13 protein-coding genes are annotated in these 18,321 nt (G+C 47.7%); 8 read left to right on the forward strand and 5 right to left on the reverse strand.

Annotated features, from left to right (window positions below; translation table 11 throughout):
- The first annotated feature begins 215 nt into the window (after positions 1 to 215).
- On the forward strand, positions 216 to 3,020 hold the full coding sequence (locus tag SPL68_RS02540) for an alpha-amylase family glycosyl hydrolase (RefSeq protein WP_323813493.1): 2,805 nt from the start codon (positions 216 to 218) through the stop codon (positions 3,018 to 3,020).
- Positions 3,021 to 3,100: 80 nt separating this feature from the next.
- Here the strand turns inward: SPL68_RS02540 and SPL68_RS02545 are convergent, their stop codons facing one another.
- From SPL68_RS02545 to dnaA, 5 genes are all read right to left on the reverse strand, one after another.
- Positions 3,101 to 3,268 carry a hypothetical protein gene (locus tag SPL68_RS02545; RefSeq protein WP_323813494.1) on the reverse strand — a complete coding sequence of 56 codons (168 nt, stop codon included), beginning with the start codon at positions 3,266 to 3,268 and terminating at the stop codon, positions 3,101 to 3,103.
- A gap of 311 nt (positions 3,269 to 3,579) precedes the next feature.
- On the reverse strand, positions 3,580 to 6,000 hold the full coding sequence (gene gyrB, locus SPL68_RS02550) for a DNA topoisomerase (ATP-hydrolyzing) subunit B (RefSeq protein WP_323813495.1): 2,421 nt from the start codon (positions 5,998 to 6,000) through the stop codon (positions 3,580 to 3,582).
- 101 nt (positions 6,001 to 6,101) lie between these two features.
- Entirely contained in the window at positions 6,102 to 7,214 is a 1,113-nt protein-coding gene (gene recF / locus SPL68_RS02555; protein WP_323813496.1) for a DNA replication/repair protein RecF, read from the reverse strand.
- 17 nt (positions 7,215 to 7,231) lie between these two features.
- Positions 7,232 to 8,335, reverse strand: coding sequence for a DNA polymerase III subunit beta (gene dnaN, locus SPL68_RS02560; RefSeq protein WP_323813497.1), 1,104 nt, complete (start codon positions 8,333 to 8,335; stop codon positions 7,232 to 7,234).
- An 82-nt stretch (positions 8,336 to 8,417) separates the two neighbouring features.
- Entirely contained in the window at positions 8,418 to 10,049 is a 1,632-nt protein-coding gene (dnaA, locus tag SPL68_RS02565) for a chromosomal replication initiator protein DnaA (RefSeq protein WP_323813498.1), read from the reverse strand.
- Between the two features lie 549 nt (positions 10,050 to 10,598).
- On the opposite strand from dnaA, the gene rpmH reads away from it, so the two are divergent.
- The 7 genes from rpmH (at position 10,599) to mnmG (ending at position 18,305) form a co-directional block, all read left to right on the forward strand.
- A complete protein-coding gene (gene rpmH, locus SPL68_RS02570; protein WP_084617888.1) occupies positions 10,599 to 10,736 on the forward strand; it encodes a 50S ribosomal protein L34 in 138 nt (45 codons plus the stop codon).
- A gap of 108 nt (positions 10,737 to 10,844) precedes the next feature.
- Positions 10,845 to 11,384, forward strand: coding sequence for a ribonuclease P protein component (gene rnpA / locus SPL68_RS02575; RefSeq protein ID WP_323813499.1), 540 nt, complete (start codon positions 10,845 to 10,847; stop codon positions 11,382 to 11,384).
- Positions 11,362 to 11,664, forward strand: a complete 303-nt coding sequence (yidD, locus tag SPL68_RS02580) for a membrane protein insertion efficiency factor YidD (RefSeq protein ID WP_416377404.1) — start codon at positions 11,362 to 11,364, stop codon at positions 11,662 to 11,664. Before rnpA ends, yidD begins: the two co-directional genes overlap by 23 nt.
- 1 nt (position 11,665) lies before the next feature.
- A complete protein-coding gene (yidC, locus tag SPL68_RS02585) occupies positions 11,666 to 13,324 on the forward strand; it encodes a membrane protein insertase YidC (protein ID WP_323813500.1) in 1,659 nt (552 codons plus the stop codon).
- Positions 13,325 to 13,329: 5 nt separating this feature from the next.
- On the forward strand, positions 13,330 to 14,694 hold the full coding sequence (mnmE, locus tag SPL68_RS02590; RefSeq protein WP_323813501.1) for a tRNA uridine-5-carboxymethylaminomethyl(34) synthesis GTPase MnmE: 1,365 nt from the start codon (positions 13,330 to 13,332) through the stop codon (positions 14,692 to 14,694).
- A 125-nt stretch (positions 14,695 to 14,819) separates the two neighbouring features.
- Positions 14,820 to 15,620, forward strand: a complete 801-nt coding sequence (locus SPL68_RS02595) for a ParA family protein (RefSeq protein ID WP_323813502.1) — start codon at positions 14,820 to 14,822, stop codon at positions 15,618 to 15,620.
- A 774-nt stretch (positions 15,621 to 16,394) separates the two neighbouring features.
- Positions 16,395 to 18,305, forward strand: coding sequence for a tRNA uridine-5-carboxymethylaminomethyl(34) synthesis enzyme MnmG (mnmG, locus tag SPL68_RS02600; protein ID WP_323813503.1), 1,911 nt, complete (start codon positions 16,395 to 16,397; stop codon positions 18,303 to 18,305).
- The last annotated feature ends 16 nt before the right edge of the window (positions 18,306 to 18,321 follow it).

An 18,321-nucleotide genomic window follows, 5' to 3' on the forward strand; every position in this document is an offset into this window, starting at 1 on the left:
CAGTTAATTGTTTTGTCCTACCTGCAAGCTTTAGTCTTTCTTCGATTTTCCGGGCAAGCCCTTGCCCAACCAATAACAACAATAATTTGATGTATCAGCTTGCTGTTTAAGCCTTCCTCTTGAATCGCATTTGCGATGGTAATTTTCTGCAGGATTTTTATCGCTGCAGTCTCGTTCTATTGAAAAAAATAATTCACAACCCTGACGAGGATTTTATGAATCTATCTCTAAATGTAGCCATCAAACTGGCTGCAACAGGTTCGCTATTATTTAGCAGCCTGTGCCATGCCGATTGGTATTTCCGCGGTACTCCCAATAATTGGACAACTACCGCTATGACCGCGGTAAATGCCACTGACTATTCCACTTGCCAAAGTTTTGGTGCGGCAAGCACTAATCCACGTTTTAAAATTGATCGTACCGGCGATTGGAGTGAAGGTTATCCTGCGAGTGATTACACAGTCACTGCTAATCAAACCTACAAAATTACGTTTAATTCCTCGACTAAAGTAGTTGCACTGCAAAGCGTTAGTAGTTGCGATACTACAAATTTTTCGCAAAATTTTTCTGCTTTAAATTTTCGCGGCACCGCCAACAATTGGGATACAACACCTATGACATTGGTGGCCAATAATCTTTGGTCGGTTGATGTGGTTTTTGATGGACAAACAAATCAGCGTTTTAAATTTGATACCAGTAATAACTGGGTGGTGAATTACGGCGATAGCAATAGCGATGGTATTTTGAATCAAAGTGGCAGCGATATTTACTCAACCGTTGTTGGTACTTATCGTGTGCAAGTGAACGATTCCACGCTCGCCTATACGCTAACACCTATCACTACCGCATCCAGTTCAAGCGCAATTTCATCCAGCAGCTCGTCTTCCAGTAGTAGTTCTTCTTTTGTTTCTTCGTCTGCATCGAGCGATGCATGGTACTTCCGTGGCACTTCCAATAATTGGGGTTCAACCTTGATGGCAGTGCAAAATGGATTGCATTGCACTGAACAACAATTCGGTGCTGCCAGTACTAATCCACGTTTTAAAATTGATCACTTTGCGAATTGGACAGAGAGCTATCCGCAAGCAGATTATGTCGTTTCAGCCAATGCGCTTTATGCGATTTGTTTTAATGCCAGCACTAAAGCCATCACGCTCACGAATTTGAATTCCAGTAGTTCAAGTGAGAGTTCTGCTTCGTCTTCATCCAGTTCTTCAAATTCGTCTACTGCGATAATCAACAGCGATTTCCGCAAAGAGACGATTTACTTTTTGCTGACCGCGCGCTTTTACGATGGCGATAGCAGCAACAACTATTACAACCGCGACCGCTACAAAGCGGGCGATCCGCACTGGCGCGGCGACTTTAAAGGACTGATTGAAAAGCTGGATTACATTAAAGATCTCGGCTTCACCGCGATTTGGGTAACGCCGCCAGTGGAGAACCGCTCGGGATTGGATTATCACGGCTATCACGCTTACGACTTCTACAAAGTCGACCCACGTTTGGAATCGCCCGGTGCAGGTTATAAAGAGTTTATCGATGCGGCTCACGCCAAGGGTTTGAAGGTGATTCAGGACGTGGTGATCAATCACTCCAGCCAATACGGTTTGCGCAACGCGGTCTGGATCGACCATCTGCCGATCAAGTATTACGTACCTGCGGGCGGCACCCAGGGCAATATCGTTAATGGGCCTTATCTCGGCAACTTGGGCGATTATCAAAGTGAATTCCGCGACGATAACGACAATCCAGTCGCGCCCCAGTGGTTTAAAGATCGCCACACCAGCGATGCTGCCGGTACTGTGCCGCTGGTTGACCCGAAAACTGGCGTAACTGTGCCCAAAGCCGGTTATGACGCCAACCGTTTCTTTGGTATAGATGCCGCCGGTCTCGACCCCAACTGGTATCACCTGGATGGCTTTATGTCCGGTGGCGATTGGGAAAGCCCACTCGCACTGCAGCGCAAACATATGGCGGGGGATACCATCGATTTGGCCACTGGCCGCCAGAACGTGAAGGATTATTTGAACGGTGCGATTCAGATGTATCTGGATATGGGTGTGGATGCAATCCGCTTGGATACCGTGAAACACATTGAGCGCGATGAAATGCTCACTTACGTCAACAACTGGAAAGCGCATAAACCCGGACTGTTTGTGTTTGGCGAGAACTTGGTGAAAGGCACTGGCTTTGGTTCAGAAATCGCCAACGATAACGCCAGCGCGGTGATTCGCCCCTGGTGGTACACGCGCACTACCAACGACCCGGCCAACCCACTGGCGGGTGGTGATTCCGGTTTCTCGGTGTTGGATTTCTCGGTCTTCTCCACCTTCCGCGATAACGTTACCCGCGGCAACTTCGGTGGTATCGGCGGGGTGATGGCGATGGATTGGGTTTACGGTGATGCCACCCAGCTGGTTACCTTCTTCCAAAACCACGATGTCGGCCCGGATAACGACTTCAAATATCGCTACGGCGGCGACATGGGCAACGCGGCTATGGTGTACAACCTGCTCTGGACCAATCGTGGTATCCCAACCTTGTATTACGGGGAAGAGATTATGTTCCAAGCGGGATTACCGCAGGATATCGCCGGTAACAGCGATACTATCGACCAAACTGGGCGCGCTTATTTTGGGCCACATTTGGATAATTTAGCCGCCACCCAAAGTCATCCACTCTATCAGCACATCAAACGTTTGAACCAAATTCGCAGTGCGATCCCTGCTCTGCAAAAAGCCCCAAGTACACAAGTAAATGAATGGGGCGCGGGCATGAGTTATGTGCGTGACTTATCGAGCGAGGGCAGTTATGCGGTGGTTGGTTTGGCGTCAACTAGTGCACAAGCCATTACGGTAAGTGGAGTTAAAAACGGGACATATCGCGATGCGGTCACTGGTAATAGCATCACCGTCACTAACGGCAGTATCAGCTTTAGTGTGGCGAGTTATTCGGCGGGGATTTACGTGCTAAATGGCTCGGGCAAGATAGGCACAACCGGAACCTGGCTGCGTTAATCTGGTAAACATCCATCCAATAAAAAAGGGGCTCAGGCCCCTTTTCACGTTACATCTGCTGGTTGTGCTACTGCTATCAATTAAGCCTTTTTAGGTTTTGATGCGCGGCGATCCACTTTGCGACGTTCATGGGAAACATCCTGTGGAATACCATCGTCATTTTGGCGACGATCATGGCGTTGGCGCTCTTCAAGCGCGTCTTCAATCTGCGTCAGGAGCACCTTGGGTGTTTTTTTCTCTATTATCATTATCTATCTCTATTCTCACTGGTTGTTTTAGCCGACTTGAGTCTCTAGGCGTGACACGATTAATCGTTCACACCGGCTGAGTATAGTCCACCACATAACCAATACCGACAAAATTATGCCGTTTTTAATTTCGTTTTATAATAAAAATAGCTGATATTTACTACATTCTGCTTTATTAAAAAGCAAACTATGTTTAATAAGTAGCCATATAAACGACAACTCAATTTTCTGCTGAGATCCAGATCTCTCACTTATAACAATAAAAAAACCCGCGAGCTTCGCGGGTTTTTTGGCGTTAAAATCAACAAAAATCACACATCAAGGTTAGCAACGGCCAAAGCGTTGGTTTCGATGAAATCGCGGCGCGGTTCCACGTTATCGCCCATCAAACAGGTGAAAATTTGATCAGCTGCGATAGCATCCTGAATAGTCACACGCAGCATGCGGCGCGTTTCTGGGTTCATGGTAGTTTCCCACAGCTGCTCAGGGTTCATCTCACCCAGACCTTTATAGCGTTGGATGTTGTAGCCTTTGCGCGATTCTTTCATCAGCCACTCAAGGCCATCCGCGAACTTCAACAGCGGTTGTTTGCGTTCACCGCGCTGAATATAGGCACCCTCTTCGATCAGATTCTCCAGTTTTTCGCCCAGTGAAACGATTGACGCGTATTCGCCCGAAGCAAAGAACTCATGGTTGAACGGATAAGGGGTGGCTATGCCGTGTGCAGTAATTTCAACTTGCGGCATAAATAAATGGCGCTCGCTGTCTTCACGTACGGTGATGCTGTAACGCTGGCTACCAGCGCGGGCATCCAGACTGAAATGCGCTGCCATCTGATCACACCATTGCTGCATATGGCCTTGATCCGCCAAATGTTCAGAGCGAACAGCAGGTAAATAGATCATTTTTTCCAGTACATCTGCCGGATACAAACGCGACAAACGATCGATAGTCGCCATCACCTTGCGGTATTCGTACACTAGCTTTTCCAATGCCTCACCCGCAATTGCCGGCGCATTAGGGTTAACGTAAAGGCTGGCATCTTCCAGTGCTGCCTGAGTGAGGAATTCGGTCATTGCCGCTTCATCTTTCAGGTATTGTTCCTGCTTGCCTTTGGCAATTTTGTACAGCGGTGGCTGGGCGATATACACATGGCCGCGCTCAATCAATTCACGCATTTGACGGAAGAAGAAGGTCAACAATAGGGTACGAATGTGCGAACCGTCGACGTCGGCGTCGGTCATGATGATGATGCTGTGGTAACGCAGTTTTTCGGGGTTGTAGTCTTCTTTCCCGATTCCACAACCCAAAGCCGTGATCAAGGTACCCACTTCGGCCGATGACAACATCTTGTCAAAACGCGCTTTTTCAACGTTCAGGATCTTACCTTTGAGCGGCAGAATCGCTTGTGTCTTACGCGCACGGCCTTGTTTGGCTGAACCACCCGCAGAATCACCCTCCACCAGGTAAAGTTCAGACAGCGCCGGGTCTTTCTCTTGGCAATCTGCCAGCTTGCCGGGCAAGCCTGCGATATCCAATGCGCCTTTACGGCGAGTCATTTCACGGGCTTTACGTGCCGCTTCACGGGCGCGCGCGGCATCGATCATCTTGCCTACAATCGATTTAGCTTCTTGCGGGTTTTCCAGCAAATAAGCACCAAAGTGCTCGTTCATCTCCTGCTCTACCGCGCTTTTTACTTCGGATGACACGAGTTTATCTTTGGTTTGGCTGGAGAATTTTGGATCAGGGACTTTTACCGAGATAATCGCAGTCAGACCTTCACGGGCGTCATCACCTGTAGTCGCAACTTTTGCGTTTTTGGCGATACCTTCTTTCTCGATATAGGTGTTCAAACCGCGGGTCAACGCCGCACGGAAGCCGGCCAAGTGGGTACCACCATCGCGCTGGGGAATGTTGTTGGTATAGCAGAACAGGTTTTCCTGGAAGGAATCGTTCCACTGCAACGCCACTTCAACGCCAATACCATCATCACGCTTGAGTGAAACAAAGTGCACCATCTTGTTAATGGTGGTTTTGTTTTTATTCAAATGCTCTACAAACGCGCGTAAACCACCTTCGTATTGGTAGATTTCTTCTTTCGCTGTGCGTTCATCCTTCAATACGATACGCACACCTGAGTTCAAAAATGACAGTTCGCGTAGACGCTTTGCCAACAACTCGAAGTGAAATTCGATATTGCTAAAGGTTTCAGCAGAAGGTTTGAAGTGAATTTCAGTACCCGTGGTGGATGAATCTCCCACTATGGTGAGAGGTGCGTCAGGTACACCGTGGCGATAAACCTGCTCGTGAATCTTGCCACCGCGACGAATAGTCAGTTTTAACCACTCAGACAGAGCGTTTACTACCGATACACCCACACCGTGCAAACCGCCAGATACCTTATAGGTATTGTCATCGAACTTACCACCCGCATGAAGTACGGTCATGATAACTTCAGCGGCAGAAACGCCCTCTTCGTGCATTTCGGTAGGAATACCGCGGCCATTGTCGGAGACAGAGACGGTTTCATCTGGATGAATAGTGACGCGCACTTCATCGCAATGACCAGCCAATGCTTCATCGATAGAGTTATCTACAACCTCAAACACCATGTGATGCAGGCCCGAGCCGTCATCAGTGTCGCCAATGTACATCCCTGGGCGCTTACGCACCGCATCCAAGCCCTTAAGGACTTTAATACTGGACGAGTCGTAAACATTCTCTTCTGACATAGCTTTTCTCCGCTTTTTTGTTCAGTAGCAGCTGATCTAGACCTGGCTAGGCAAGCTGTATACACATTCTTGTAGACGATAAGTCTAAGCAATAAACCCGTTTAACTCGCTTCTGTCACTCTACCCTGTTCCACGTGAAACATTTTTGGGGTTATTTCCGTTCTATCAATCCAGCTAGATAACAACGTCTCGCGCTCAACACCGGTAATAAACACCTGTGTTTTCATTGTATCTAACCAATGAACCAATAAAGCGCGATGTTTTTCATCCAGCTCTGCCGGTAAATCATCAACTAAATACACAGACTTACGGCCAGTCATTCGGGTAAATACATAACCTTGAGCGATCTTCAGTGCACAGACCAGCAGCTTTTGCTGACCACGTGAGAGCACTTCTGCGGCATCCTGGCCATTCACTGTTATTTTCAAATCAGCTCTATGACTACCAGAGTGAGTAAAACCTTGGCGTTTATCTCGCTCAAAGTTTGCAGCGAGTACATCTGCATAGGATTTTTCTTTATCCCAACCGCGGTAATAGCTCAGTGCGATTCCATCGATCTTGATAAATTCTTTCAGTAACTCAGCAAAAGTTTCCTGAAATTGAGCAATACATTGAGTGCGAAAATCATGGATTTTATCGGTTAATCCGATCAGTTCTTTATCCCAAGTAGCTAGCTCAAAAGGATCTATTCTATCACGCCGCAGCAGGCTATTGCGGTGTTTCAAGCAGCGCTGGATGGCTTTCCATGCGGGGAAAAAATTAGGTTCCACGTGAAACACTAACCAATCAATAAACTGCCGCCTGACCTTTGGGCTACCTTCTAACAATAGAAAAGTATCAGAATTGATCACTTGGACAGGAAGATATGCAGCCAAATCTGCAGCCGATGGAACCAGTACCCCATTCGCCTTAAAGCTGGCTTCACCATCCAAACTGCGGGTAATCCCAATAGGAACATCAGATTCATCGTCAGTATGAACGCGACCAAACACGGTAAAGGATTGCTGCTGGTGATTAATCAGGGGTTTATGTTTATGGCTGCGAAAAGAGCGTCCCAATGCGAGTAGGTTTATGGCCTCCAAAACACTGGTTTTACCCGAACCATTTTCCCCATAGATAAGGTTAACCTGCAGCGAAGGAGTGATATTCACTCCTTCAAGATTGCGCAGGTTTTGAATAAAAAGACGTTTTAAGGTCATACGACCAACAGACAAGCTATTACCAATCTCCCTTAAAGGCGCATCGGCATAACAACATAGAGGGAATCGCTGTTTTCAGGCTCTTCCAACAGGGCGCTGGAATTTGCATCAGAAAGAGTAATCTTCACATTTTCATTGCTGATTACATTAGTTACATCTTGCAGATAACTCACATTGAAGCCAACTTCCAATGAATCACCTGTGTAATCCACAGTGACCTGCTCTTCTGCTTCTTCCTGCTCAGGGTTATTAGCGACAATTGTGAGACTGCCATCCGACAATAACAGACGTACACCACGATACTTTTCGTTAGATAAAATCGCTGTGCGAGCAAAAGCTTGTTTCAATTCCAAGCGCGAGCCGATTACCACTTTATTGCCGCCACGGGGCAATACACGCTCGTATTCCGGGAACTTACCATCCACCAATTTGGAGGTAAATGTGTAATCCATAGAGGTTACGCGGATATGGTTAGAGCTCAGAACCACTTCAACTTGCGCAGTAGAGTCATCAAGCAAACGCGATAATTCCAATACACCTTTGCGTGGCAAAATTGCCTGAACAACCTCAGTAGTATTTACCGCAACTGCGCGAGTACACATCGCCATACGGTGACCATCAGTTGCCACTACACGCAGTTGATCCTGACGTACTTCCCACAACATACCATTCAAGTAGTAGCGAACATCCTGTTGCGCCATAGCAAATGCAGTGCGCTCAATCAGGCGTTTAACTTCTTGTTGCGCACAGCTAAAACGCAAATTGCCTGGAGTATCTTCTACATTGGGGAAATCCGCTGCTGGTAAAGTCGATAAAGTAAAACGGCTGCGACCGGATTTGACCATAATCCGGTTCTCTTCCAGAAAAAACTCAATATTGCTGCTATCTGGTAGGGATCTGCAGATATCTACCAGCTTACGTGCTGGAACAGTGATATCGCCCGAAACACCCGGTTGCTCCAGCGTAATACGACCAACAATCTCCACCTCAAGATCAGTACCAGTAAGCGAGAGTTGATCACCATTTAATTGAATCAGTACGTTGGATAACACCGGCAGCGTTTGACGACGCTCCACCACACCAGCTACCAGTTGTAAGGGTTTGAGCAGGGCTTCGCGGGATACGACAAATTTCATGTGATGGTCTCTTAGGTAATCTTCCGGGACTTATTGAGTTTTTATCTCTACTTTATGAAGCACAAACAACAGCGTTTATAAATCAAGTCGTGAGTGAGCGCAGCAAGTTTTTCATATCTTCGCGGATATCCGCTGTCTCTTCCTGCAGCTCTTTAATTTTGCGGCAGGCGTGTAATACCGTGGTGTGGTCGCGGCCACCAAAAGCCTCACCGATTTCCGGCAAGCTGTGGTTGGTAAGCTCTTTGGCAAGTGCCATTGCCACTTGGCGCGGACGCGCAACAGAGCGACTGCGACGCTTGGAAATCATGTCGTTCATTTTGATTTTGTAGTATTCGCAAACCACGCGCTGGATGTTGTCGATACCGACTTGTTTATCCTGCAGCGCGAGCAAATCTTTTAAGGCTTCACGCACCAGTTCGACATCAATTGAACGGCCAGTAAAGTTGGCGCTGGCGATAACACGCTTTAAGGCACCTTCAAGATCGCGCACATTAGCGCGAATACGCTGGGCGATAAAAAAGGCGGCGTCGTGCGGCAGTTCGATGTTTACCTGCTCGGCCTTTTTCATCAGGATCGCCACCCGCGTTTCCAACTCTGGCGGCTCTACTGCAACCGTTAAACCCCAGCCGAAACGGGATTTTAACCGTTCCTCTAACCCATTGATTTCTTTAGGAAAACGGTCGCAGGTAAGAATAATCTGGCGGCCGCCTTCTAGCAGCGAGTTAAAGGTATGGAAAAACTCTTCTTGCGAGCGCTCTTTACCGGCAAAGAATTGAATGTCATCGATTAGCAACGCATCCATTGAGCGATAGTAGCGTTTGAAATCGTTAATCGCGTTTAACTGCAGCGCTTTTACCATATCGGCCACAAAGCGCTCGGAATGCAGGTACACCACTTTGGCATTAGGGTTACGCGCCACCATGGCGTTACCTACCGCTTGCATCAAGTGGGTTTTACCCAAGCCAACTCCACCATATATAAAGAGGGGGTTATAAGCGCCGCCCGGATTTTCCGCTACCTGACGCGCAGCGGCCAAACCTAACTGGTTGGACTTACCCTCAACAAAGGTGGCAAAGGTTGATGACACATTTAAGTAGTTGCTGTGTTTAAGGCCACCTTCTACCTGAATATCCGGTGCACTACGGCCACTATCAAAACTGGCTTCAGTGCTAGATTCCTGAATTTTATCGTCATATTCGCTGGATTTTGCAGGAATTACGATCCTATTCGCAGCAGTTGGAGCAGATGCTATTGGTGTATAAAGATCACTAGTGTCATCTGCATCAAGACTGGGACTCTGACTGCCAAAGGTCAGACTCGCTTCACGAATATCGCGCACTGGCTGAATAATGGGTTCAACCGGCCCCTCATAGCGGGGTGCAGGAGCAACCACTGATTGACGCTGGACGCTATTTATATTGTTTGCATTAGACGCCATCGCATTCATCTGAAATCCGGCAGCCGGACGCGGTGCAACACCTACAGCAACTTGCAGATTATTATCTTGATGATAGTGACTAGCTAGCTCGCGGATACGATTGAGAAACTTTTCCGACACCCAATCGCAAATAAAACGATTCGGCGCCAGCAAACGCAATTCGAGTGGAGATGCAGACTCATCAATTTGCAATGGCCGAATCCAGGTATTGAACTGCTGCGACGGCAGTTCATCCTGCAAGCTGGCGGCACATAATTTCCAAATCGACTGCAACAAAACCAAACTCCCAAAGCGCCAATAGCGATTATTGTTTATGTAACTAGTGTTTATTGAGCTGCTAGTTTTTTAAACGACTAAAAAGACCTAACAATAAGATCTATCAACAAATAGACTAATAAATAAACAAAGAAAAAGAGGAAACCAGAGCGAATTACGGAATTCCATAGCGGATTCACAGCGCCGGTTTGAACAAGGGAGCTAAGTCTACTCTCGCCCCCCCGAGTTATCCACAACAAAAGTCAAAATTAGTGTAAGAGAACAAAATTTAGCCATTAGAATTCAAACAGTTACACCCTGCGCAACCACGTATTGATAGCCCTATATCTGCCATAAAAAGAATGAATAAAATGCCACGCCTGTGGATAAACCTGTGAGTAAAATATGAATTACCTGCGCACAAGCAGGTAAAAAATGTGCACTACCAAAATCTCCTGTTTTTGTTGATTATTTGTTCAAAATTATTTGCTTTAACAAAGCGCATTCTTTAGAATCCCGCCTCTTTTCGCACGCCGTGTGAATTAACTCAGAATTTTTAACAGGTTTATCATGAAAAGAACTTTCCAACCCAGCAATCTGAAACGCGTTCGCAACCACGGTTTCCGTGCTCGTATGGCTACCAAAGGTGGTCGTTTGGTATTGGCTCGTCGCCGTGCTAAAGGCCGTGCTGAGCTGACTCGCGTTTAATCGCTATCGGCTTCTTGGTTCACTAGCAGTTTGTTGAAATTTGTTATTGACACAAGTGAGGCAAAATTAGTCGATAAGGCTCCAACCTAGACTTCTTTTAGCGCACTTATGCCAGCCAAAATAGAATTTCAACAGCCTGCTAGTTTGAATCAACCCCAAAGTCTTTCTCACTTTGGTTCTGGTTCCCCCTTCCCCTCGTTTCGCTTTACCAAATCCCTGCGTTTACTCTGCGCCGCTGATTTCAAACCCGTGTTTGATGACGCTCCATTTCGCGCGTCGCACCAATCTTTTCTGATCCTCGCTCGCCTGAATCAACAGCCCCATGCACGTCTGGGTTTGGTGATGGCGAAAAAGCACATGCGTCTTGCCGTTGATCGCAACCGGATGAAACGCCAGATCCGCGAAAGCTTTCGCCTGCAACAACAGGAGTTGGCGGGGTTGGATATTGTGGTTTTATCGCGCAAAGGGATGGATAAACTATCCAATAGCGAGTTTTCACAGCAATTAACCCAACAATGGCAGCGAATTTACAAAAAATTGCGCCATCATCGGTTAACATCGCAAGCGCAAAATTCTGGAGCAGGTACAGGGGCAGATAAAGAACCGGATCAGCAGGTATCAACCCATGCTCAAGCGACTGATCAATAAGCTGAATTCCGGCTTGGTCTGGCTGGCAGTCAAACTGCTGCATGGGTATCGCTATCTATTGAGCCCCTGGATTGGCAACCAATGTCGCTTTTATCCCAGTTGTTCGCACTACTCGGAAGAGGCATTTGTACGGCATGGATTTTTGATAGGGTCTTATTTAACCCTGATCCGCCTACTAAAATGCCACCCCTGGCATGAAGGCGGTCTGGATCCAGTATCGGAATTGAACAAGACCTGTTGTTCGTCTAAACATTCACACACTACTGATGGCAGTCATTAAGATGGATTGGCAAAAAAACTTATTAATTGCAGCAATTCTCGCAACCTTATTGATGTTGGTTATTCACTGGCATGAATTTCAGGAAAATCTTCCCGCTCAGGCGCCTGTCGCCACGCAAACGAGCAGCAGTGCCGATGCGATTCCCGCTCCAGCCGCAACAGCCAATAGCGATATTCCAGTTGCCGCAAGCAACTTGTCTGAAGCTGAAAAGGTAACCTTGGCTGCCAACCAACTGATCAGTGTGAAAACCGACAGTTTTGATCTGACCATCAATCCACTCGGTGGCGATATTGTGCAGGTTGCTCTACCGCGCCATTACCTGAAACAAAACACGCCAGATCAACCTTTTGTGTTGCTGGATAACCGCGACAACCACACTTATCTCGCCCAAAGTGGTTTGATCGGTACCAACGGTACAGATACCGCCCAAGGTCGCCCGCTGTTTAGCAGCGAAAAAACGGCTTACACCCTAAATGAAGGTGAAAACCAACTGGTGGTTGATCTGCAGTTGCAACAGGGCGATGTAAAAATCACCAAGCGTTTTACCTTTACCCGCGGCGATTACCTGATCAATGTGGAATACCTGATCGACAACCAAAGCGCCAATACCTGGTCTGCGCAACTTTATGGCCAAATCAAACGCGACAGCCAAAACTTTGTAAAAGTTAGTGCCTTGGAAATGAATCCTTATTTGGGTGCAGCGATTACTACTCCAGATGAAAACTACAAAAAGCTGACTTTTGCCAAAATCGCAGAAAGTGAATTCAAAACCACTGAATTAGGTGGTTGGGTGGCGATGGTGCAACACTACTTTATCAGCGCCTGGATTCCCGATGCTGAAAGTCAAAACACCTATCATCTGCGCAAGTTAGGCACTAATGACCTCTACTTGCTGGGTTTTACCGGCAAAGTTAACGAAGTTGCTCCCGGTACCCAAGGCAGTATCAAAGCTGGTTTCTACGCTGGCCCTAAAGATACCGAGCGCTTGGAACAAATCTCCCCTTACCTCGACCTGACTGTCGATTACGGCTGGCTCTGGTGGGTCTCTAAACCTTTGTTCGTGGTACTCAAGTTTATCCACAATCTGGTTGGCAACTGGGGCTTGGCGATTATCGGTCTGACCCTGTTTGTGAAACTGTTATTCTTCAAACTTTCCGCAACCAGCTATAAATCTATGGCGAAAATGCGCAAGTTAGCGCCGAAAATGGCGGAACTTAAAGAGCGTTTGGGCGATGACCGTCAGAAGTTCTCGCAAGAAATGATGAAGATGTACAAAACCGAGAAAGTGAATCCCTTTGGCGGCTGTTTGCCACTGCTGATTCAAATGCCGGTTTTCCTTGCCCTTTATTATGTATTGATGGAATCGGTTGAACTGCGTCACTCGCCTTTCTTTGGCTGGATTACCGATTTGTCGGTGAAAGACCCCTACTTCGTGCTGCCGATTATTTACGGCGTAACCATGTTCTTTATGCAGAAGTTGAATCCACAACCAACCGATCCTATGCAGGCGCGCATTATGCAAATGCTGCCGCTGATCTTTACTTTTATGTTCCTCTGGTTCCCAGCGGGTCTGGTGTTGTACTGGGTGACTAACAACAGTTTGTCGATCCTGCAGCAGTACATCATTACCAAACAAATCGAAGCCGAAGACAGCAAATAACTCCTATGATGATTACCGACACCATCGCCGCCATCGCTACCGCCACTGGCCGCGGTGGTGTCGGTATAGTTCGCGTCTCCGGCCCCAAAGCCGGTTTGGTCGCCGAACAACTGCTTCAACTCAAACTCCAACCGCGTCATGCTCACTACTGCGATTTCCAAAGTCGCTCTGGTGAAGTAATCGACCAAGGCATTGCCCTGTTTTTCCCCGGCCCCAACTCCTTTACCGGCGAAGATGTGCTGGAACTGCAAGGTCACGGCGGACCGGTAATCCTCGATTTACTCTTGCGCGAAATCACCCAACTGGGTATCCGCCTCGCCCGCCCGGGTGAATTTTCTGAACGCGCGTTTTTAAACGACAAACTCGATTTAGCTCAAGCTGAAGCCATCGCCGATCTGATCGATGCCACTACCGAGCAAGCTGCGCGCAATGCCTTGCACTCACTGCAAGGCGCATTTTCCAAACGTATCCACGAACTGGTTGAAGCCTTAATTCACCTGCGCATTTATGTAGAAGCCTCAATCGACTTCCCCGAAGAGGAAATTGATTTTCTCAGCGACGGCAAGGTTGCGCGCGATCTCGATGGTATCGTCAGCAAACTGGATAAGGTATTTAAAGAAGCACGCCAAGGTGTGCTGGTGCGCGATGGTATGCGCGTAGTGATCGCAGGCCGCCCCAATGCCGGAAAATCCAGCCTGCTCAACGCTTTGAGCGGACGTGAATCGGCAATTGTGACCAGTATTGAAGGCACAACGCGCGATGTATTGCGCGAACATATTCATATCGATGGTATGCCGCTGCACATTATCGATACCGCTGGTTTGCGCGACAGCCCGGATGAGGTCGAACAAATTGGTATCCAACGCGCCTGGCAGGAAATCCAACAGGCAGATCGCGTGCTTTTATTAGTCGATAGTCGCCAAAGCCAGCTAACCAATTCCCATGAGATCTGGCCAGAGTTTGTCGATAAATTGCAGGATCCAAGCAAAATTACGTTGGTTCGCAACAAAATTGACCTAAGTGAAGAAGCAGCCGGTTTGTTTAGCTCAACATCAGGCGACATTTATATAGGTATCAGCGCTGCAACTGGTGCCGGGATTGATGCACTAAAAGACCATCTCAAAAGCATTATGGGGTTTAGCGATACCAGCGAAAGTGGTTTTACCGCGCGCCGCCGCCACTTGGATGCACTTGAACGCGCCCAAACTTTTCTAGCCTCGGGCACAGCGCAACTGCAAGGTTATGCCGCGGGTGAACTGCTGGCAGAAGATCTGCGCCACGCACAAAACGCGCTGGGTGAAATCACTGGCGAATTTACACCCGATGATCTACTCGGCCGTATCTTTAGCAGTTTCTGCATCGGCAAATAATCCTTCTTCTTTATATATGCACTGAGTTCATCTAGCTGAACCCGGAGCTTGCATATTTGCATGTCGATTTATCTGTCTATACTGGTTATTAATTAGCCAAGTTATCAGATAAAGAGATATGCACCATGTCCAATTCTCTCCACTCCATTCACAACGCCACTAACAGCAACGATCCGCTGGTGGCGATACAACTGCTATCGGCCTGCCGCATTCTGGTGATTAACGGCAAAGGCGGCTCCGGCAAAACTACCGTCAGTACCAATTTGGCCACATGGCTCGCCCAACGCGGCGAAACCACCGTGCTAGTCGATGCCGATCCGCAGGGCTCCGCCAGCCATTGGTTGGCCTCGCGCCCCGCTAATTTACCTGCGATTTTTGGAGTAAAGATCGATGTGCACAGCCGCACCACCCGCAGCTTTCAATGGCGCGCCCCAAAATCCACTCACTGGCTGATTACCGATTCAGCGCCCGGCTTGTCGGGCAATGAGCTGGAGGATGTGATCCAGAATCACGATCTCATCATAGTGCCGGTCTTACCTTCGGATATCGATATTCGCGCCAGCGCCCGTTTTATCGGTGAACTCTTACTCAACCGCAGCATGCGTCGCCAACGTCGTCCCATCGCAGTGGTTGCCAATCGCGTTAAACAACAAACCAATGCCTGGGAGCGGCTGCAAAAGTTTTTGCTCAGTCTAAACATCCCCTTCCCCGCAACACTCCGAGACACCCAACACTATGTGCGCGCCTATAGCGAAGGGCGTGGCATTGGGGATTACAAGCTGCAAAGCCATGAGCGCGACCGCAAAGATTGGGATTTATTACTATGTTGGTTGGATGCGCAGGTGTCTACACAGCGATGGTTGGATGAAACTTTTGCTGAAACCTTGGTTGAATCTGAAGTTCAGGCACAACTTAAGTCGTCCTGATTGATTTGGTTATTTTTTGATAAACCTTCCAGTTAAAGTCACCTTAATACAGACTTATCTTCAGTCTTTTCCACATAGTTACACAGGTTATCCACAGGAAAATCGAGATTTCTGCTGTAAATACCTGTTTTAACGAGAATTTTTGTTATCTACCAAACAGAGGTGTGCACAACCCTGTGCATCTTGATGACAAAAACTGGGTAGGGTTTTGGGGATAAATCCACTTTTCCCTTTTTTCTGTATAACTCCACTTGTTACAACCAGCTTTCTGCCAGCTTAAAACCAGCTTACCGAGTCGTTTTCCTATCGGTTATCATTGAATTAACATACTGAAAAATAATAACTTTTTTACCTTATCCACAGAAATAATGATCTACATATATAACAACATCTTTTAAAACCCTAAATAACAAAATATATATTTCATAAATTAAAAAAAATTTTCCTTTGTTGTAACGCGAACAGTTTTTTTGAATAAGTTTTTAGTTTGGATAGAGATGGAATCCGAAATCGATTCTGAGACACGCCGCCCCTTCCATTTAAGGAAAAGCGTCCATGGGGGCTTGTCTTCGACATCCATGTCTCAGACAGTCTCAGAATCAATTCCGGATTCCATTGGCAGAAAAGGGCGTTAAAAAGCGATGGATAAAAAATCTACTGATTAATCCCTGTACAAGTTTTGTGCAAATCCAAGAGTCGCTCTATAATGTCGCCCCTTTTGTCCCTAGCCTGTCCAAGGTATTCGTAAGCAGCCCAGCTGCAAGGTAGTAAGCGATGATTTTCCCGGATCGTTTTGATGTGATTGTGATCGGCGGTGGCCATGCCGGTACCGAGGCTTGTCTGGCCGCGGCGCGCATGGGCTGTAAAACCCTGTTGCTCTCCCACAACATTGAAACCCTCGGCCAAATGTCCTGTAACCCAGCCATCGGTGGGATTGGCAAAAGCCATCTGGTGAAAGAAATCGATGCCATGGGCGGTGCTATGGCACTGGCGACTGATAAAGGCGGTATTCAATTTCGCGTATTGAATGCGCGCAAAGGTCCAGCGGTGCGTGCAACCCGCGCTCAAGCTGACCGGATTCTCTATAAAGCGGCGATTCGCGAAACCTTGGAAAATCAGGAGAATCTGTGGATCTTCCAGCAAGCTGCTGACGATCTGATTGTGGAAAACGATCAGGTGCGCGGTGTTGTGACCCAAATGGGTCTGAAATTTATGGCCAACCAAGTGGTGTTGACTGCGGGGACTTTCCTCGGCGGCCTTATCCACATCGGCATGCAAAATTATTCCGGTGGTCGCGCGGGTGATCCGCCATCGATTGCACTTTCCAAACGCCTGCGCGAATTACCGCTGCGCGTTGATCGTTTAAAAACCGGTACTCCGCCGCGCATTGATGCGCGCACGGTGAATTTTGATGTGCTGGAAAAACAATTTGGCGATGAACCGCGCCCGGTGATGTCGGTAATGGGCAATCGCGCTATGCAGCCGCGCCAAATTTGCTGCTACATCACCCACACCAATGAAAAAACTCACGATGTGATTCGCCGCAATCTCGATCGCTCACCCATGTACTCAGGTGTGATCGAAGGCATCGGCCCGCGTTACTGCCCATCAATTGAAGATAAAATTCACCGCTTCGCGGATAAAGATTCGCATCAGGTGTTTATCGAACCGGAAGGTTTGACTACCCATGAACTTTATCCGAATGGGATTTCCACCAGCTTGCCGTTTGATGTGCAGTTGGAAATCGTGCGCTCAATGAAAGGTTTTGAAAACGCCCATATTCTGCGCCCGGGCTATGCGATCGAATACGATTACTTTAATCCACAGGATTTGCAGCACAGTTTGGAAACCAAAGTGATCGGCGGATTATTTTTTGCGGGTCAAATCAACGGCACTACTGGTTACGAAGAAGCTGGAGCGCAAGGCTTGCTTGCTGGTATCAACGCCGCGCTGCGCGCGCAAGAAAAACCGGCTTGGTGCCCAACGCGCGATCAAGCTTATGTTGGTGTGTTGGTCGATGACTTGATTACGCTTGGCACCAAAGAACCCTATCGCATGTTCACCAGCCGCGCCGAATATCGTTTATTGTTGCGTGAAGATAACGCCGATTTGCGTTTGACTGAACAAGCGCGCGAATTTGGTTTGATTAGCGAAGCTCAGTGGAAAGTGTTTTGCGATAAACGTGAGCAGATTGCGCTGGAACAAGAGCGTTTACGTTCCACTTGGATTCAAGCGGGATCAACTGAAGCAGAAAAAGTCGAAGCGATAATTCAAACCAAATTGACGCGCGAATACAGCTTGATGGATTTATTGCGCCGTCCGGAATTGTCGTACAACGATATCGCTTCGCTCAAAGGTGAATCGATTGCCAATGAAGCGGCAGCGGAACAAGTTGAAATCGAAGCAAAATATTCCGGTTATATTGAGCGTCAGCAAGAAGATGTTGAGCGTTTGCGCGCTTACGAAAATACTATCATCCCAGATGACTTTGATTACTCGGTGGTGGATGGTTTATCGAATGAGGTCAAACAAAAATTGACCGCTGCGCGGCCGCAAACGCTAGCGCGCGCTTCGCGCATTTCCGGTATTACACCAGCGGCGATTTCGCTGGTGCTGATTTATTTGAAAAAACGCGGTGTGTTAAAACGCTTGCAAGACGATGCACCAGAGCAGCAAGCATCGTAATTTTTTGCTATTGAAC

It is taken from the genome of Cellvibrio chitinivorans (assembly GCF_035117775.1).
Lineage (GTDB): Bacteria > Pseudomonadota > Gammaproteobacteria > Pseudomonadales > Cellvibrionaceae > Cellvibrio > Cellvibrio chitinivorans.